The sequence below is a fragment of the Neomoorella sulfitireducens genome (assembly GCF_024733845.1).
Classification (GTDB): Bacteria; Bacillota; DSM-521; order Neomoorellales; family Neomoorellaceae; genus Neomoorella; species Neomoorella sulfitireducens.
In genome coordinates this window covers 151,630-170,023 of the sequence record NZ_JANRHG010000001.1, presented here as the reverse complement: position 1 = coordinate 170,023, position 18,394 = coordinate 151,630, and the positions used below count along the sequence as shown (strand labels likewise).

At 46.1% G+C, this 18,394-nt stretch carries 16 protein-coding genes; 9 read left to right on the top strand and 7 right to left on the bottom strand.

What is annotated here, in order from left to right:
• The first annotated feature begins 3 nt into the window (after positions 1 to 3).
• The 7 genes from NWF31_RS00780 (at position 4) to NWF31_RS00750 (ending at position 8,467) form a co-directional block, all read left to right on the top strand.
• Positions 4 to 2,349 (top strand): xanthine dehydrogenase family protein molybdopterin-binding subunit, encoded by a 2,346-nt coding sequence (locus tag NWF31_RS00780; RefSeq protein WP_258358592.1) that lies wholly within the window; start codon positions 4 to 6, stop codon positions 2,347 to 2,349.
• On the top strand, positions 2,339 to 3,229 hold the full coding sequence (locus NWF31_RS00775) for an FAD binding domain-containing protein (RefSeq protein WP_258358591.1): 891 nt from the start codon (positions 2,339 to 2,341) through the stop codon (positions 3,227 to 3,229). The genes NWF31_RS00780 and NWF31_RS00775 overlap by 11 nt, the downstream gene beginning before the upstream one ends.
• A gap of 2 nt (positions 3,230 to 3,231) precedes the next feature.
• Positions 3,232 to 3,714 (top strand): (2Fe-2S)-binding protein, encoded by a 483-nt coding sequence (locus tag NWF31_RS00770; protein WP_258358590.1) that lies wholly within the window; start codon positions 3,232 to 3,234, stop codon positions 3,712 to 3,714.
• Positions 3,715 to 3,869: 155 nt separating this feature from the next.
• Complete coding sequence (locus NWF31_RS00765) at positions 3,870 to 5,273, top strand: aspartate ammonia-lyase (RefSeq protein WP_258358589.1); 1,404 nt, start codon at positions 3,870 to 3,872, stop codon at positions 5,271 to 5,273.
• Between the two features lie 67 nt (positions 5,274 to 5,340).
• Positions 5,341 to 7,011 (top strand): PucR family transcriptional regulator, encoded by a 1,671-nt coding sequence (locus NWF31_RS00760; protein WP_258358588.1) that lies wholly within the window; start codon positions 5,341 to 5,343, stop codon positions 7,009 to 7,011.
• 29 nt (positions 7,012 to 7,040) lie between these two features.
• Positions 7,041 to 7,883 carry a fumarate hydratase gene (locus NWF31_RS00755; RefSeq protein ID WP_258358587.1) on the top strand — a complete coding sequence of 281 codons (843 nt, stop codon included), beginning with the start codon at positions 7,041 to 7,043 and terminating at the stop codon, positions 7,881 to 7,883.
• Positions 7,884 to 7,894: 11 nt separating this feature from the next.
• On the top strand, positions 7,895 to 8,467 hold the full coding sequence (locus NWF31_RS00750) for a Fe-S-containing hydro-lyase (protein WP_258358586.1): 573 nt from the start codon (positions 7,895 to 7,897) through the stop codon (positions 8,465 to 8,467).
• Positions 8,468 to 8,623: 156 nt separating this feature from the next.
• On the opposite strand, the gene NWF31_RS00745 is transcribed toward NWF31_RS00750, so the two are convergent.
• From NWF31_RS00745 to NWF31_RS00715, 7 genes are all read right to left on the bottom strand, one after another.
• Positions 8,624 to 9,328, bottom strand: a complete 705-nt coding sequence (locus tag NWF31_RS00745) for an ABC transporter ATP-binding protein (protein ID WP_258358585.1) — start codon at positions 9,326 to 9,328, stop codon at positions 8,624 to 8,626.
• Positions 9,321 to 10,046, bottom strand: coding sequence for an ABC transporter ATP-binding protein (locus NWF31_RS00740; RefSeq protein ID WP_258358584.1), 726 nt, complete (start codon positions 10,044 to 10,046; stop codon positions 9,321 to 9,323). Before NWF31_RS00740 ends, NWF31_RS00745 begins: the two co-directional genes overlap by 8 nt.
• Before the next feature lie 5 nt (positions 10,047 to 10,051).
• On the bottom strand, positions 10,052 to 11,095 hold the full coding sequence (locus NWF31_RS00735; protein WP_258358583.1) for a branched-chain amino acid ABC transporter permease: 1,044 nt from the start codon (positions 11,093 to 11,095) through the stop codon (positions 10,052 to 10,054).
• Between the two features lies 1 nt (position 11,096).
• The gene (locus NWF31_RS00730) at positions 11,097 to 11,969 is read right to left on the bottom strand and encodes a branched-chain amino acid ABC transporter permease (protein ID WP_258358582.1); all 873 of its coding nucleotides are present in this window, start codon (positions 11,967 to 11,969) and stop codon (positions 11,097 to 11,099) included.
• Positions 11,970 to 12,055: 86 nt separating this feature from the next.
• The gene (locus tag NWF31_RS00725; RefSeq protein WP_258358581.1) at positions 12,056 to 13,348 is read right to left on the bottom strand and encodes an ABC transporter substrate-binding protein; all 1,293 of its coding nucleotides are present in this window, start codon (positions 13,346 to 13,348) and stop codon (positions 12,056 to 12,058) included.
• Between the two features lie 311 nt (positions 13,349 to 13,659).
• The gene (gene arcC, locus NWF31_RS00720) at positions 13,660 to 14,598 is read right to left on the bottom strand and encodes a carbamate kinase (RefSeq protein ID WP_258358580.1); all 939 of its coding nucleotides are present in this window, start codon (positions 14,596 to 14,598) and stop codon (positions 13,660 to 13,662) included.
• Positions 14,599 to 15,262: 664 nt separating this feature from the next.
• Complete coding sequence (locus tag NWF31_RS00715; protein ID WP_258358579.1) at positions 15,263 to 16,264, bottom strand: aspartate/ornithine carbamoyltransferase family protein; 1,002 nt, start codon at positions 16,262 to 16,264, stop codon at positions 15,263 to 15,265.
• A 642-nt stretch (positions 16,265 to 16,906) separates the two neighbouring features.
• Here NWF31_RS00715 and allE point away from each other — a divergent pair.
• Together allE and NWF31_RS00705 are read left to right on the top strand one after the other, a co-directional pair.
• Positions 16,907 to 17,668, top strand: coding sequence for a (S)-ureidoglycine aminohydrolase (gene allE, locus NWF31_RS00710; protein WP_258358578.1), 762 nt, complete (start codon positions 16,907 to 16,909; stop codon positions 17,666 to 17,668).
• Positions 17,669 to 17,714: 46 nt separating this feature from the next.
• Positions 17,715 to 18,236 carry an ureidoglycolate lyase gene (locus NWF31_RS00705; RefSeq protein WP_258358577.1) on the top strand — a complete coding sequence of 174 codons (522 nt, stop codon included), beginning with the start codon at positions 17,715 to 17,717 and terminating at the stop codon, positions 18,234 to 18,236.
• The last annotated feature ends 158 nt before the right edge of the window (positions 18,237 to 18,394 follow it).

Genomic DNA, 18,394 nt, shown 5'->3' with positions numbered 1-18,394 from the left:
GGCATGAGTTTCCAGGTAATTGGCAAAGTGTTACCGCGTAAAGATGGGATTGCCAAGGTATGCGGCCAGGAAGTATATCCCAGCGATATTGTAGTACCCAATATGCTGTACGGGGTAACCTTGCGCAGCCCGTACCCCCATGCTGAAATATTAAGTATTGATACCGCGGCGGCCGAAGCTATGGGTGCTATCGTAGTGACACCGGATGATGTTCCCGATGTAATTTATAATGAACGTACCGTAAGCATACCGGAAAAAACTTATCGTGACCGGCGGGTGCTGCCCCGGCGGGCCCGTCATGTCGGCGAAGCCATTGTGGCTGTTGCCGCCGAGACGGAAGAGCTGGCTTTTCGCGCCATGCGCGCCATCAAGGTTGAATACAAGGTTTTACCCCCGGTACTGGATCTAGATAAAGCCATGGACCCCGGAGCTGCACCCCTCTATGAGGAAATTTATCTTGGTGATGATAAAATCGAAGTTAGGAATAATATAGCTTGCGAGCGTATTATTACCGTTGGGGATCCTGAGGCTGGTTTTGCTAAGGCGGATCATATAGTGGAGCGCGAATACGAATTACCCCGCGTATATCATCACCAGATGGAAACAAAGACGGCTGTATGTCGTCCCGAGCCCAATGGTGGTATTACCGTATGGGCTACTACACAGACCATCCATAATGTCCGCCAGCTTTTAGGCCATATATTTGGTATTCCTTTAAGCAAAGTTAACGTGAAAAAGCTGGCTATTGGTGGCTCTTTCGGCTCCAGTATCCAGATGAACTCGATAATCCCCATCTGTGTGGCCCTGGCCCTTAAGGCCAGGCGGCCGGTAAAGATGGTCAGCAGCCGTGAGGATGATATATACGATCATGCTAAATTTCCAGCCCGGATCAGGCTTAAAGTAGGCGTGAAAAAAGACGGTACGATAGTAGCTGCCGATATGCGGGTTATGGTTGATATTGGTGCCCACCAGATAAATGCCTATCCCCTTTTGGGATGTATGGCCGGATGGTACGCATCTCTATACAAGTGGCGCGATTTCTATTATGAAGGCCGGGCGATATATACCAATAAAGTTCCTGCCTGCGCCATGCAAGGTTATGGTAATCCCCAGGTTAATTTCGCCGTAGAATCCCACATGGATATTATTGCCGAAGAATGTGGTTTTGACCCGGTTGAATTCCGGCTGAAAAACTATGTTGGTATAGGCGACGAGTTCTGGGGACAGGGCCCGACGGTTAAATCGATTATTAAAAGCTGCGGCGTTGAGGAAATGCTGCGCAAAGGGGCGGAAATGATCGGTTGGGCTAACCGCCGCCCGCATCATGAAAAATCAGGGAGGTACAGGCGTGGAATCGGCGTGGCCCGGGGCTTTCACACGTCGGGTACCGGCGGGCCCAAACCGGGCGAGGTCATCGATTACTCGAGCGCTACCATCAAGATAAATGAAGACGGCACTGTAGACGTGATGACGCCGGTAATGGATTTAGGCGGCGGTACGGGCGAAGCGGCAGTAAAAGTGGTAGCAGAGGTCCTCAAGGTCCCCTATGAAAGGGTGGAACTGTCCCCGGTTGATACCAAAACAACTGGATACGATGTCTGCACCCACGCTACCCGGGGGGTTTATTGCGGGTGTGGGGCAGTATACCACGTGGCTCAACAAGTAAAGACCAAGTTATTAGAATTTGCGGGACGAATTTTAGAGGAGAACCCTGAGAATTTAGAACTAGCCTATGAAGAAGAAAAAAATGTTTCCATAGTTCACGTCAAGGGCTTTAAACAAAAGCAAATTACAATTGGCGAGGTTGCCAAACTGGCGCAAATTTATAGCTGGGGTACCATAGCGGCTACTGATAGCTTGCGGCAAAAAAATTGCCCTCCCTGTTTTGTTGCTCATTTCATCGAGGTAGAAGTTGATACATGGACGGGTATTGTTAAAATACCACGGGCAATTCTTCTTTCGGATACTGGGACGCCGATTAACCCCGATATGGTGGCCGGGCAGCTAATCGGTTCCTTATCCAGGGGGATGGGATATGCTCTTTATGAGGAAACGGAGTACGACCTGGCAACAGGGAAATTAAAATGCAATGGCTTTATAACCGACAACAAAATTCCCACATCATGTGAAATGCCGTATATTGACGATATTCAGGTCTATTTTGCCCACACCTATGAGCCTACCGGCCCCTTTGGCGCCAAGGGTATTGGTGAGGCGGCCCTTAATTCCGTAGCGTCTGCCGTTGCCAATGCTATTTATAACGCCATAGGTATCAGATTTTACCGTACGCCGATAACGCCGGAGAAAATTTTGCAGGCTTTAGAAGGGGGTGGGAAGGTTGGAAACTAACACAAAAATCTTGGCGGCTGAATTTCAATATTTAGAGGGTCAAGACCTTGACCAGGTTTTAGCATGGCTTGCTGAATACAGGGAAAAAGCCAGGATCCTGGCCGGTGGTACGGACCTGCTGGTAAAAATGAAACTCGGTCATGTCCAGCCGGAATATATTATCTATATCAAAAAGATTGCCGCTCTAAATTACATTCAATATGATACCGGCAACTTAAAGATAGGTGCCACAACTACCTTGAGCCAGATAGAACGCCATGAAACCATCAAAGGTTATTATAGTGCCCTTTACGAAGCCGTCCGTTCCATGGCCGCTGTGGCGGTTAAAAATATGGGTACTATTGGTGGTAACCTGGGTAATGCTTCACCGGCGGCCGATACGGCACCCCCACTGCTGGTGTATGATGCCTCTTTAAAAATAGCCAGTAAAGAAGGTGTTAGGGAAATCCCGATTACAGAGTACTTTGTAGGCCCCGGCAAATCAGTCCTGGCCCCCAACGAGTTGCTGCTCGAAATATCAATTCCTGAAATAGAGGCTGATACTGGCAGCAGTTTCTTAAAGCTCGGACGAGTAGCTGCCGACATCGCCAAAATTAATGTTGCCGTTTGTTTAAAACGTTCGGGTCGGACATGTACTAGTTGCCGTATTGCTTTTGGTTCTGTGGCACCTATACCTATGAGGGTACGGGAAGCGGAAAGCCTGCTGGAAGGGAAAGAATTAACCGAGGATCTGATAACTTTAGCTGCCAGAGCCGGAGCGGCGGAGATTAAACCGATAACCGATAATCGTTCTACCCGGGAGTATCGCCTGAAGGTAAGCAGGGTGATACTCGAAGAGGCTTTGCGGGCGGCCTGGCAACGAGCAGGGGGTGCACTTTAGGAATGGAAAGACGGTGGATTAAATTAAAGGTAAACGGCAAGGAAAGACAGCTATATATAAAGCCTAATGAACTCCTGCTCAACGTTCTCAGAAACGAGCTGGGTCTTATGGGAGCCAAGTACGGCTGTGGCATCGGCGAGTGTGGCGCGTGTACCGTCCTGGTTAACGGGCGGGCGATGCTATCCTGCCTGATCCTGGCGGTCACTATGGAAGGCCAGGAGATCACGACTGTAGAAGGCCTGGGGGATTACGACCGGCTACACCCGTTGCAGCGCTCCTTCCTGGATCATGGAGCAGTGCAATGTGGTTTTTGTACTTCAGGTATGTTGCTTACGGCCAAGGCTTTACTGGATGAAAATCCCTGTCCCGACGAAGAGAAAATCCGGGAATATCTTCGCGGCAACCTCTGCCGCTGTACCGGTTACACTTCTATTGTTAAGGCCGTCAAAGAGGCTGCTGCATTGATGCAGGTAGAGCAAGAATAGATATATGAATAAATTGTTGTACCAAATAGCGAGGGGAGTAATTCCCTTCGCTATTAAAAAAAAATAGCAAGTATATTGTATACAGGACACAATATACTATAATGGAGTCGAGGAGATTTTTCCTGGCTTTCCTGGATTAAGGGAGGAGGGCATTTATGCTGGCAGAAAAGATCGATTTTACCCGGGTTGAAGAGGATTCCCTGGGGCAAAAGACCATTATGAACAATGCTTATTATGGCATCCATAGCCTGCGGGCGAAAGAGAACTTTACCGTCAGCGGTTACAAGCTGCATCCCGAACTAATTAAAGCCCTGGCAATGGTCAAAAAAGCCGCAGCCCTGGCCAATATGAAAGCGGGTAGCCTCGAGCGCAGCAAGGCCCTGGCCATCGCCAGGGCGGCAGATGAAATTATCAATGGAAAGTGGCATGAGTTTTTTATCGGGGAAGCTATCCAGGGGGGCGCAGGCACTGGCATTAATATGAATGCCAACGAGGTAATTGCCAATCGCGCCCTGGAGATTTTAGGTTACCGGCCCGGGACATATGACAAGCTAAATCCAGTGGATGATGTAAATTACGGCCAATCCACCAATGATGTAATACCTACGGCCATCAGGATTGCCGCCATCAGGCTCCTGCAACGTTATGTTGAGGCCAATTTGTTGCTGGCCCGTACCTTGATGGAAAAAGCGGAAGAGTATAAGGACGCTATAAAATTAGGACGTACCCACCTGCAGGATGCAGTTCCTTTAAAAATCGGGGATGAGCTGAAGGCCTGGGCTGAGGCCGTGCGGCGCGATGCCCGGCGCGGGGAAATGGCTATTGATTTGCTGGCTGAAGTCAACCTGGGTGGTACGGCTATTGGGACCGGGTTAAACGCCCACCCCCATTATCGGAAAATAGTTATTGAAGAATTACAGGTCGCCAGCGGTATTCCCCAGTTGCGGCGTGCCGCCGATCTGGTGGATGCTACCCAGAATTTAGATGTCATCGTAGAAGTTGCCGGATTATTACGGGCCGGGGCGATCACCTTAACAAAGATCGCCAATGATCTGCGCCTGCTGGCTTCTGGCCCCATGGCCGGATTGGCCGAAGTGGAATTGCCGCCCCTGGCTGCCGGATCAAGTATCATGGCAGGTAAGGTTAATCCCATCATTCCCGAAGTTGTCAACCAGGTCTGTTTCAAGGTTTTCGGTAATGACCTGACTATAAGCCTGGCGGCGGCAGCCGGCCAGCTGGAGCTTAACGTTATGCAGCCGGTCCTGGCCTTTGCCCTTTTTGAAAGCCTGGGTATGCTCAGCGAAGCTATTAATTCCCTGGCTTTGAAAGCTGTTAAAGGGATGAAGTTCAGGCTGGAACGCTGCGAAAACTATGTTAACAGCGCCTTGAGCCTGGTTACACCTTTGGTACCCTATATAGGTTACCAGGCGGCGACCAGGGTGGCCAAGGAAGCCCTGGCCAGCGGCAAGAGCATTATTGATATTGTCAGGGAGTTAAAATTACTGCCCGAAGAACAGGCCCGTGACCTCCTTGACCCGCGTCATATGCTTGCCAATTAAACAGCCAGGAAGGAACATAAATATTTTTAGCGAAAAATAAAGGGAGGGGATAGAGGGGGAAAAAGTAATGAATGAGCATTTTGGGATTAAAGTTGAAGAGATACTTAACCTGCCTGTTTTTAAAAAATGCCGCTTGCTGGGTGGAGCTGAAGGTTTAAACCGGGTAATTACCAATGTCAATGTTATGGAAGTACCGGATATTTTGCCCTGGATAAAGCCCGGTGATTTTATTTTAACCACGGCCTATGCCATTAAAGATGACATTGAAGCCCAGAAAAGCCTTATTCCCCAGTTAGCCAGACAGGGTGCAGCAGGTCTGGCCATTAAATCCCAGAGATATATTGAAACTATTCCCCTTTATATGATTGAAGCCGCCAATAACCTGTCCTTTCCCTTGGTGGAATTACCGGTGGAAGTGAATTTTTCGGAACTGATTTCAAGCGTATTGTCCCAGATAGTTAATCGCCAGGCCTTCTTTTTAGAGCACAGTGTCAGAGTTCATCAACAATTTACCGACCTGATCCTCAACGGGGGCCAGCTTGATCAGATAGCTATGGCCCTGGCGGAACTAATTGATGCCTATGTTTGCCTGGAGGACTTTTTAAATTTCCGGCGGGTTATCTATCCCCTGGATGTTCCTGTAGAGATTGCCCGATATTTTGAGGGGCAAGACTCTAGCAGGAAAATAAGTGGACGTGAAACCGGTGATTTTTACCGGGAACAATTAAGCTTTAACGGGCAGGAAGGAGATAGCGTCGCCCTACCGATTATTGTTGAAGGGCAGCAGTATGGGTGGGTAAAAGTAGTAATCACGGAGCGGCGTTTTTCGCTTTTGGAACTGATAACGGTAGAGCGAGTCTGTTCGATAGCAGCCCTGGATATTTTAAGGCAGCATAATATAACCCAGGTGGAGAATAAATATAAGGCTGAATTTTTAAGCCAACTGCTGGCGTCTTCCGATTATGACGAAAAACTATTTCTGGAACGGGGCAAGACCTTTGGCTGGGATCTTAAAGGAGATTATGTCGCCTTATTGCTGGAGGTTTTACCGGCGCAAAAAGAAGGCAATCTGATTGTTGATGGTAGGAAACAGCAAGATATAAAAACTCAAGCCGCGATTTTAATAGAAAATTTTTGCCAGCGGCAACGGTTAAATTATATTCTGGTAAATAATGGGGATGGCATTACCCTTCTTATGGAACCTGACATGGTATTATCTGAAAAAAATACCGGTGCGAAGAGCCTGTTACAGCAACTCAAGGTCGTCCTTAATTACTGGCAGGTTACTATTGGTATTGGCGGCGGTTATAAAGGCATCAAAGGCATAAAAAAAAGTTACCGCGAAGCCAAGCTGGCTTTAGAACTGGGTAAGTACCTGTTCGGCACCGGGGCGATTATTTATTACCGGAATTTGGGCGTTTATGGTTTGATGCTGAAGCATGCAGGTATGGCCGAGTTAAAAGAGTTTGTGCAGGAAATGCTGGGGCCGCTGCTTGCTTACGATAGTATCAAGAAAGGAGAATTGTTCAAGACCCTGGGGACTTTTTTAGAGACTAATTGCAATGTCAAAGAAACAGCAGAAAAACTTTATACCCACTACAACACCGTTTTGTACCGGGTGAATAAAATTAAAGAATTGACCGGTGTAGACTTCAACAATCCTGATCAAATGCTTAATCTACAGGTGGCCATGCGCCTATCGCAGGTTTTCAGCCGTTTCACCGACAATATAACCTGAAATTTTATATTGAAAGAGGCGCGGTAGCAATGCGCGAGATCAACGCCCGGGAAATCACGGCAACGGTGGCCAGGCTGTGCATCGAGGCCTGCTCGGTAATGGGGCCGGACTGGTGGCAGGCCATGGCGGCAGCCCAGGCCAGGGAAGAAGCACCTTTAGGGCGGGATATATTACTACAACTCCAGGAGAACGCCAGGTTGGCGGCCAGAACCGGGGAGCCCATTTGCCAGGATACCGGGGTGGCGGTGGTCTTTGTGGAATTGGGACAGGAAGTACACGTGACAGCGGGTAACCTGTACGACGCCATCAATGCCGGCGTGCGGCAGGGCTATACGGAAGGCTACCTCCGCAAGTCGGTAGTAGACGATCCTTTATTGCGTAAAAATACCGGCGACAATACGCCGGCAATAATCCACACGGAGATAGTTGAGGGGGAACACCTGAAGATTACAGTGGCACCCAAGGGCGCCGGCAGCGAGAATATGTCGGGGGTAAAGATGCTCAAACCGGCCGACGGCGTGGCAGGCATAAAGAAATATGTGCTCCAGGTGGTGGAGGAGGCCGGCGGCAACCCCTGCCCGCCCATTGTTGCCGGCGTGGGCATCGGCGGCAACCTGGAAAAGGCCCCATACTTAGCGAAAAAGGCCCTCCTGCGCCCCCTGGGACAGCGCCATCCCTTAAGCCATGTGGCCGCTTTGGAAGAAGAGCTGCTGGCGGCCATCAACGCCACCGGCATCGGTCCTCAGGGCCTGGGGGGAAGGGTAACAGCCCTGGATGTCCATATTGAAATCTACCCCACCCACATCGCATCTCTGCCTGTCGCCGTCAACCTGCAGTGCCATGCCGCCAGGCATGCCACCGCAATCCTGTAGGAGGTGGGCCTGTGTTCAGGATAAAGACGCCCCTGGATGAGGCGACGGCCCGGAGTTTACGGGCCGGGGACCAGGTTTTAATCAGCGGTACCATTTTAACCGGCCGGGATGCGGCCCACAAGCGTATGGTTGAAACCCTCCGGGCCGGCGGCGAACTGCCCGTGGAACTTCGCGACCAGATTATCTATTACGTTGGCCCCTGCCCGGCCCGGCCCGGCAAAGTTATCGGCTCGGCCGGCCCCACCACCAGCGGGCGCATGGACGCCTATGCACCGCTGCTCATCAGGGAAAAGGGCCTGCGGGGGATGATCGGCAAGGGCGGCCGCAGCCCGGAAGTAATCCGGGCCATGCAAGAAGCCTGCGCCGTCTATTTCCTGGCGATAGGAGGGGCGGGGGTCCTCCTGGCCCGGCACATTAAAAAGGCCACCGTCGTTGCTTACGAAGACCTGGGGCCGGAGGCTATCTATTGCCTGGAAGTTGAAGAATTCCCGGTGATTGTGGGTATTGACTGCCACGGTAATGACTTATATACAATCGGCCGGGCTAAGTATCGCCATACTCCAGGGTGCTGTATGAAAGCATAGATTTAAAGGAACTAATAAATCCCCGCGCCAACGTAGAAGACCTCTGGCATCTCGTCAGCGAGGCCGAATGTCGATTTGCGCCAGAATGCGCATACTCCTTACAGGCAATTTATAATAACAATTTACATCCTATGGGCATGGACAACACCCGGATAATTATAAGCCTAAGTAGGCCTTTTTAACATGTTCATTACCTAGTAAATCCCGGCCTTGCCCCTCTAAAACAATGGATCCGTTTTCCAAAACATAGGCCCTGGTACAAATGTTTAGTGAGTAAGCCACATTCTGCTCAATAAGTACAACTGTAGTTCCCTTCTTATGAATATTGAGAACCGTTTTTAATACCAAGTCCTTCATTTTTGGCGCCAAACCGAGGGTAGGTTCATCAAGCATTAGTAATTTAGGCCGGGACATTAACGCCCGCCCAATAGCAACCATCTGTTGCTCACCGCCAGAAAGTGTTCCTGCAAGTTGCTTGCGTCTTTCCTTCAATTTAGGAAACAATTCAAAAACCATGTCAAGAGTTTCACTAAGTTTATCGGCTGCTTGGGGTCCATAGGCTCCCATCTCCAGGTTTTCTAGAACAGTCATTCGTGGAAATAATTTTCTTCCCTCTGGTACCTGGACTATACCCTGCCTTACAATTGCAGGGGGCTCTAGCCTTTCAATTCTATTACCCATAAACTCGATAGTACCTTTAGCAGGCTTGACAAGCCCAGAGATAGTATTGAGAAGGGTAGTTTTACCAGCTCCATTTGAGCCTACAATAGCTAACAACTCTCCCTCATTAACCTGAATTGAAACATCCCTGAGGGCGACCATCCCCCCATAGGAAACCTCCAGTTTTTGGATCTTAAGCACTGGTTGCCGCCCCCCCTAGATACGCTTCAATTACTCTGGGATCTTGACTAATAGTTAACGGATCCCCCTCAGCTATTTTCTCGCCATGATGAAGAACAACAATGCGATCAGCGAGGGACATAATAACCTTCATTACATGTTCTGTAAGTAAAATCGTAACACCTCGTTCTCTAATTTTTTTAACTAAGGCGATGGTAAAATCGGTTTCAGCAGGAGTTAGACCAGCCATCACTTCATCTAGAAGTAAGAGTTCCGGTTCTGTTGCCAGTGCTTTAGCAATCTCAAGTCTTTTGCGGTCACCAATAGTTAACTCACTTCCAACAGCATCTCTTTTATTAGATAATCCCACAAATTCTAGAATTTCCTCCGCTTTCTTGCGAGCATTATTAGTACCCGTTACACGATTAAAAGCAGGAATTTGTACATTTTCGCATACGCTTATTCCAGGAAATGGTTGTACTATCTGAAAAGTCCTGGTAATACCTTCCTTACAAATCATACTCGGGCGTTTACCGGTTATATCTTTTCCTTTAAAATAAATTTTCCCTTGAGTGGGTTTATAGAAACCGGAAAGTACCGAAAAAAGGGTTGTCTTTCCAGCCCCGTTCGGACCAATTAAACCTACAATTTCTCCCCGGGTGATATCCAAATTTACCTCCCGTAAAGCATAAAGACCACCAAAACGCATAGTTAAATTTTTTATTTCTAAGAGGGCCATTGCCATCACCTCGTTGTATCTATTTCTTGTATGCCCTGATTAATTACCTTTTGTTTTGATACAGATAGTTGTCGATAAGATCTCTGTAATAGGCCCATTAACCCATTTGGCAGGAATAAAATGACCGTCGCTAACAAAGCACCATAAATCATCAAGAAAACTCCAGGTCGGCCACCACCAAAAATTGCCCTTGTAAACTCGGCTAAAGGCTTTAGGATAAGCGAGCCGACAACAGGTCCCAATAACGAACCTTTACCTCCGATAATAGCCATTAGAATAAACTCAAAGTTAGGTCCCAGACCAAACGTTATTTCCGGATCTATATACATAGTATACATTGCAAAAAGAGTACCACCCATACCAGTGAAGACAGCACTAATTATAGTGGCTATGGTTTTATACCGAGTTGTATCTACACCTAATGCTTCTGCAGCACTCTCATTCTCCCGTAAAGCTACAAAATACATACCTATACGGGTGGTTATGATCCTATAAACTATAAAAGTTATAACTACTACCATTACTAGAGCAATATAGAAATAGGCTATCTTAGTTCGAAATTGCATGTTGACTAGACTGAATCCCTTCAGGGGAATATAGATTCCCATTGCTCCACCTAAAGTCTTGATGTTTGTAACAATTAATTTTAGCATTTGCGAAAGGGCTAGAGTAAACAAAGCATAGTAATCTCCCTTTAGCCCATAGCGTAAACCCAGGAAGGAAACAAACAACCCTAGAATTGCTGCCATAATTCCTGCAAACACCATCCCGATCCAGGGACTAATACTCATTTTTGTAAAAAGAAAAATCGCCGCATACGCGCCCACACCGAAATACATGATATGGCCAATGGAAAATTGTCCAGCCACTCCACCTAAGAGGTTCCAACACTGGGCAACGTAAGCATATAGAAGTGCCATTATAAAAATGTGAATAAGGTAGGGCTGCTTAATTATTAAGGGGACACATGCCAGGGCTACAAAGATTATTAAAGCAAGTCGAAACTCTAATTGGGTCCAAGTTAATGTATTCTTTTTTTCTTTAATCATGCTATTGTTGACCTCCAAATAGCCCTGTGGGTTTAAACAAAAGGACAAGAATAAAAATACCAAAGCTTATTACCTGTTTGAGCGAAGGCATGAAGACAATTCCTCCTATAGCCTCAGCTATACCAATAATAAGCCCACCGATTAAAGCACCTACGAAGTTCCCCATGGTGCCTAGAACAACAATAACATAAGCTGTGAAAGAAAATGCTGCTCCTACAGTAGGATTGATATAAAAGAACGGTGATAACAAAACCCCCGCAATACCAGCACAGGCTACTCCAATACCAAAAGCGATCATATAACTTTTTTTTACATCAATACCGACCAGAAGAGCTCCCTCTTTATGTTGTGAAGCAGCCCGGATGCCTTTACCTATTTTTGTCTTTTGTAGAAAGATATATAAAACGATACTAATCACTACCGCAAACAAAAAAGCGACAAGCCTAGGCTCATGAAGTACGATGTTCCCCAAATTAAATGAGGTATTAGAATACGTGGTTTGAAGGCTTCTATTATCCGAACTCCAGAGAAATACAGCCATATTCGATAAAAAGAGCGAGATACCAATTGTCAACAGCAATTGATTAAGAGGTTGCCCTTTAAGAACAGGCTCAATCATTGTTTTTTCTATCAGCGTACCAATTAAAAACAAAATTAAAAAAGCAATTACCACAGATAAATAAGGATCTATTCCAAGAAGAGTAAAAGCCCAATACGAAATATACATCCCTAGCATTAAAAACTCCCCATGGGCAAAATTCATTATGTTCATTACACCATAAATTAACGTTAATCCTACTGCAACAAGAGCATATATTCCACCCATAAGAATACCATTTATGAAGGACTGCCAAAATATTTGAGCCGTTATCACTTCTCGGCATACCTCCTGTATTGTTTAGTAAGGACTATAGATAGGGGTGTCTTTTAAAACACCCCTATCTAGCTAACTTTTACAGTCTACCTCTTATCCCATCCTGGAACCGGCCATTTGGGATCAGCAATTTTGTATTTATCCGGCCAAACAACCATTGGTTTGCCCCCCTGAACCTGGGCAATGACATTCTGAGCTGATATGTTTTGACCGGTTTCATCAAATTTAATGCGATCGTACATAAATGTAGCCGGACCGCTTGTAATATCAGTGTTGGCTAAGGCTTCACGCAATTTGTTCCCATCGGTAGACCCCGCCCGTTCCAAAGCATCAGCAAGCACCCAAGTAGCAGCATAAGTTGTATTTGCGTTTCCAGTCATGTCAATCCCATATTTGTCTTTAAACTTTTTATTAACTTCCTTGGAACCTGCACGATTAATTTCAGGGAACCAATCGTTTGCTATAAATAAGCCTTCCGCTAACTGACCGGTATTTTGTAAGAACACAGGATTGCTAAACCCACCACCAACACCTACAACGCCATAGGTGGGCCAATAATTAAGCTCTTTCAATTGTTTAATAGTTAGAACAGCCTCCGAAATATTGCCTAGGACAAAGAGGACATCCGGGTTAGCTTGTTTTACTTTTAAAAGAGCCTCTTGCATATTGGTGGCAGGCACGGGATAAGCTACATTGGCAACAATTTCAAAACCCATCTGGGGTAGCTGCTTAATCCAACCCTCTGCAACCTCATGACCAAAGAAAAAGTCACCATAAAGAATAGCTGCCCGCTTAGCAACTTTACCAGTCTTCTCACCAATTTCTCGAACAAATTTTCCAGTATCCCGACCAAAATCTGAAGTTTTAATTACTGTCTTAAAGGTGTACTTTAATCCTCGTTCAGTTAGTTTGTCGGCTAGAGCATTAGGTATAATAATGGGGATCCCATATCTTTCAGCAATTTCACTAACAGACATAGCCACATGACTTTCATAAGTACCCATTAGCGCAACAACTTTTTCTTGATTAATTAATCTTTCAGCCTCTGCAATACCAACTTCCGGCTTACTCTGGCTATCAGCATAGACAAATTGCAGTTTAGCCCCTCCAAGGGATTTAATGCCTCCCGCCTTATTAATTTCTTCTACCGCCAATTCATGAGCTTTCCTCTGATTTTCGCCATCCTGTGCCGTCGGTCCAGAAAGGGGATATATAGCTCCGATTTTAATTACGTTGGTGTCTTTTCCGGCCCCCTGACTTTGGGAAATCTTCTTGCTCGCATCCTGACTCTCTGAACTCTTCTGTCCACAGCCTGAAGCAGTTACGAGAACAACTACCAGCAAAATTGTTAGAACTGCTAAAATCCACTTCTTGCGCATTTTTTAACCTCCCATCCTTGTGTTTAATCCTTGTGTTTAGGAAATTTACGTTCCTTAGTGAAAACTACCGCCCTAACTCCTACGTTGCCCTTAGGGTTTGTAGTAGGTACCTGACCATCCTCTACTTTCGAGAACATTACTAATGGCTTTGCTCATCGGGTATACTTGTGCAATTCCGCGCAGACATTATATGTTTGACATCACCCTCTTTTTATTTGGCGCTTCCTGGTAATACACCCCCTTTCTTAGATGCATGGGGCAAGAGGCTAATTAAAAATATAATTCTATTTCTGATTTTATTTCCATTGATTTTATGGTACGATCCTTGTACCGGATTTTCCCTCTATGGCATTAACTATCTCCGTCGGCGAGGTAATGATACCTTCCTTGCCTCCATTCTTCAGGTACCTTATAATAGCCTCGATCTTGGGACCCATATTCCCAGGCGGGAAATGCCCGGCTGCCATATAGGCCTCTGCTTCGGCAACTGTCATTTTATCTAATTCCTTTTGTTCTGGTTTGCCGAAGTTAATGGATACTTTATTTACTCCCGTAGAAATAACCAAGGCATCTGCTTCAATCTGTCTTGCTAATAACGAGGAGGCATAATCCTTATCGATTACAGCAGCTATTCCTTCCAGTTTGCCGCTCTTTTCGATTACTGGGATACCGCCGCCGCCGATACAGACTACAATATACCCCTTCGCTATTAAATCTTTGATCGCTTCTTTTTCGACTATCCTCTGGGGCTCCGGTGAGGGTACGACCCGCCGCCAACCGCGGCCGGCATCTTCTACCACCGTCCAACCGTCCTCTTTTGCGTGCCGCTCCGCTTCTTCTTTGGTCATAAAGCTGCCGATGGGTTTGGTGGGTTTTTGGAAGGCCGGGTCGTTTTTATCCACAACTACCTGGGTTACCAACGTTACGGCCTGCTTCTTGATACCCCGCCGCTGAAATTCATTCATCAGGGACTGCTGGATCATATATCCGATGGCGCCTTGGGTGTCGGCGACGGCGAATTCCAGAGGTATCAAAGGCAGTTCTCGCGACGCAAGTTCTGCTCGGCGGATGAGAAACCCTACCTGGGGCCCGTTGCCGTGGGTGATGGCTACATTCCAACCTTTTTCAACTATTTCAGCAATATTGCAGCAGGTTTCTTTGACTGTTTCTAGCTGGTCCATAAGGCCTATATGATTCTTATCTTTAATTAGAGAATTGCCGCCGATAGCTACTACTGCCAATCTACTCATATAAAGCTCATTCTCCCTTATTTGCATTAATTAATTCAGCCACGCTGTTTCCTCATCATCACTATAGCCATTGGTACCAATTTTTTTGCCAGACATTGATGGTATATGTGATTAAGATTGTACAAGCCCCCTTTTCTTTGCTTCTCATTCATATTCCTCAATAAAATCCTAGTATTAGCTTTCATCCCGGACTACTTGTTGTTCATCTTTACCTTTTTTTCTGACAAAGAATTTTCTATAAGTTAAGTCGTTCTCCTTTAGACATCTAAGCCAAAATTATCTAGTAATCTTTATCATTGTTTGCCATACTACTATGGAAATTACAATTAATCACTAACTGCTCGAGTAAATTGAGGTTTTTTATTATGGGATCTTGGCCTATAATCTACATCGTATGGCAACAATGGTATAACAGGATGGATACCAAGCGGCTAGAGACAAACCCCAAGTACAGTCCGAAAAAGAACTTTCCCCCTTATGCGATGCAGAAAGTGGACTTTTTCAGGGAGAATTATTTAAAAAAGCCCAGCCGAGGTGGAACTGTCGTGTTTTTAATAAGTACCTCCACAAGCTGGGCTTAGTCTCAAAGTTAATTGAGAGCTACTCTTTTTATTTATTTTTATTATAATGTGGCTCTTAGCTTCCAGTAACGGGGGTAAAAAACTTAAACGCCAATCATCGATAGGATTAGAGCCATCCGAGCAAACACGCCGAATTGTACCTGCTTGAAATAAAGTTCATGCTCGGTTTTATCGATATTCTCATCAAACTCGCCGGCGAACCTTGGCAGGCTATGCATAACGTAAGTCATATGCCCATTCTTCCGAGCCTTTTCAAGCTGTTCCAGGCTGATATAGTAGGGCTGGTTGCGCTTCCTGAATTCTTCCCGTGCATCAGTTCCCTTTGGCACGCGGCAGCCTGGCAGGTATACGAAATCGGCTTTGGCTATTAGATCAGTCATCATATCGGTGGTACAATCGAAGACCTCTTCTACTTGTCCACCACTGCTAATCAAGATATCAACAACCTCACGCGGAGTGGGAAGATCTTTAGGGGAAGCTAAAATTATTTTAGCCCCGAATTTCGCCAAGCCCATAGCCATGGAATGACCGGAACGGCCGCGCGACATATCTGCAGCCGCCACCAGGACGGTTACATTTTCCAAGTTACCAAACATACGCCAAATAGTATAAATATCTAGCAGGCCCTGGGTTGGGTGTTCCCTGTTACCGAAACCACAGTTGATTACGGGCACTTCTGCCGCGGTCCGAGCGGCATCCATTGCCAGGTCGTAATCGGAATGCCTAAGGGCGATAATATCAGCGTACTTGGATAACACTCGGAGTGTATCGTGTAGGCTTTCTTCCTTAGCTGCAGAAGAGGAAAGAAGCGGAGTTGCTTCCGTAATTACGGACCCACCCAAACGGCGCATAGCTGTTTCCGTACTTAGTCTCGTCCGTGTGCTGGGTTCGTAAAAAAAGGTGGCCATGACCTTGCCATTTAGGAAATTGGCGCTAGAACGTCCAATCGGTTCTAACGCACGGGCCAACTCAAATAGAGCCAGTAATTGTTCCTTGGATAATTCCGATACCGAAAGGAACGATTTTCCTGAAAGCCCCACCTTTTCAGCTAAATCCCATGCAGTACTAATTATCTTGTACGCCATTATTGGTCCTCCCTTAGCTATCCTATTCCTTTAGCTTTTAACCAGGTTTTGTTAAATTCGTGTTCACCGCACTAATTACTCAGCAAAATAAGTTCATCAACCTTTTTAACTTGCAATAATTTACCAGTCGCCAGGCCATTGGGCAGCAGCACCCGGCTAGACCGAAAAAATACAGCCCTCCTTGTTAATTAATTATTGCCTGGCCCAAATCGCCTCCTTTCTAGCTGCGACTATTTCTACGTTTGAAGGATTCTTTTTCTTTAAGTTATTTCCTTTAGTCAATTGTTCTAATAAAATCGTCTTCAATTATCTCTCTTGGCTAAAATATATCGGTAGCTAACGAGCTAACGGGTTTTTGGCAAAACAAGCAATTAAATCTGGGCAACCTGATTTCCAGGACATAATGGTTTTTCTATCATTTTTGTGGCAATGTAAGAGCCATGGACCGGCTAAGGGGTAGAGATGATGTCTTTACCAACAATACTTCCAAATATTTTAGACTTTAGTATGGCGAGGGGTTAACTATGGCAAACTTGAGGCAAGATGGGCGGGTGAAATTATCTACGGTGGGCAAAGGTATTGAGTGGTGAGGCTAGAAATTATCACTCAAAACCAATAATATTGAAGGGGGACCTGGAGTATATGGGCTATCCAAAGGACCTTCTCTCTACCCGGGCCATTATTAAACCGGGTAAGTGCGCTTTGATACCTCCTGAGGGGCGAGTAAATAACGTTATACCTAACCTGGCCAATTGCCGGGCCAGCATTCTCTGTTCACCAGATTTGGGAGCAAAATTTGCGTTTTATACTGTAGAAGTGATGCCTGGTGGAGGTACAACCCATGAATTTTACGGTGAAGGTATCGAAACGTTTATTTATTGTTTGAGCGGTGAAGGAATAGTGAATATTGGCGGGAAAGATTACTCAATCGGCAAGGATGGTTTTGCCTTTGCCCCGGCTTCGACACCAGTAGGTTTGCATAATAACACAAGCGAACCTTGGAGTTTATTGCTTTACAAGCAACGATACCGCAAATTAGAAGGTTTCGAGGCCAAGGTAATCGTTGGCAATTTAAATGATATTCAAGAGGAAATTTATGATGGCATGGAAAATGTGAGAATTAAAAATTTATTACCCAATGAATTGGGGTTTGATTTCAATTTCCATACCCTTACCTTCTACCCCGGGGCCTGCCATTCCTTTGTGGAAACCCATGTTCAGGAACATGGCATATATTTTTTGCAGGGTGAAGGGGTTTATCTGATAGACGATGTATGGGTACCGGTGAAGAAAGATGACTTCATCTACTTCGGCCCCTATGTTCCGCAGGCCTATTATGCCGCGGGCAGGAGCAATACTACTTATATCTATAGTAAAGATTGCAACAGGGATGTAGACTTATAGAGCCGAGGGTTAGGCTTTCAGCTGGAAAAAGGAGGATAGTTAATTAATGGGTCGCATCTTAAGAGTCGAGCGTCTGACCAAGGAAGCATTTCAGCCTTATGGTTATGTACTGTTACGTGACCCCGGCGTTCCACCCTTTAAAGCTGATCCTCCCCAGTTTGTTGACAGGGTACCTTTTGAGGTTGATGATGGTAAACCGGAATTTGTTTATGCTATATTAAAGCGGAGAGAATTTACTTTTTCAACCATGGAACGCCACCTGAAGGTAACCCAGGGCTTCTTCCCCCTTTTTGGCGGACCGGCAATTATCACTGTCGCACCAGCGACAGATTGCACCGATCCCGAGGCTATCCCGGCGCCGGATTTAGTAAAAGCATTTCTTTTAGAGAGTTATAACGCAATTGTGTTGCACCGTGGTGTCTGGCACGGTACTATTTTTCCCTTGGAAGAAACCTTTGGCTATGTCCTGGCTACCCGAAAAGCGACTACTGACGAATCAATTGCACCACTATACGATGGGGATGTACAGATTCGCGATTTGGGGATAAGGTTTGATATTGTATTATAGCCCGTGTCTTGGAAGCTTTGATGAGCCCATCTTGTAGGCGAAGCTACTCGATGGGCTTTTTGATTTTTCCTTGTGGACATACCCATTATTACATCAGAAAATACATTAGATATATAGCTCTGGAAGTTTGTACAAAGCTGGTGTGCGGTAAGGGCTAG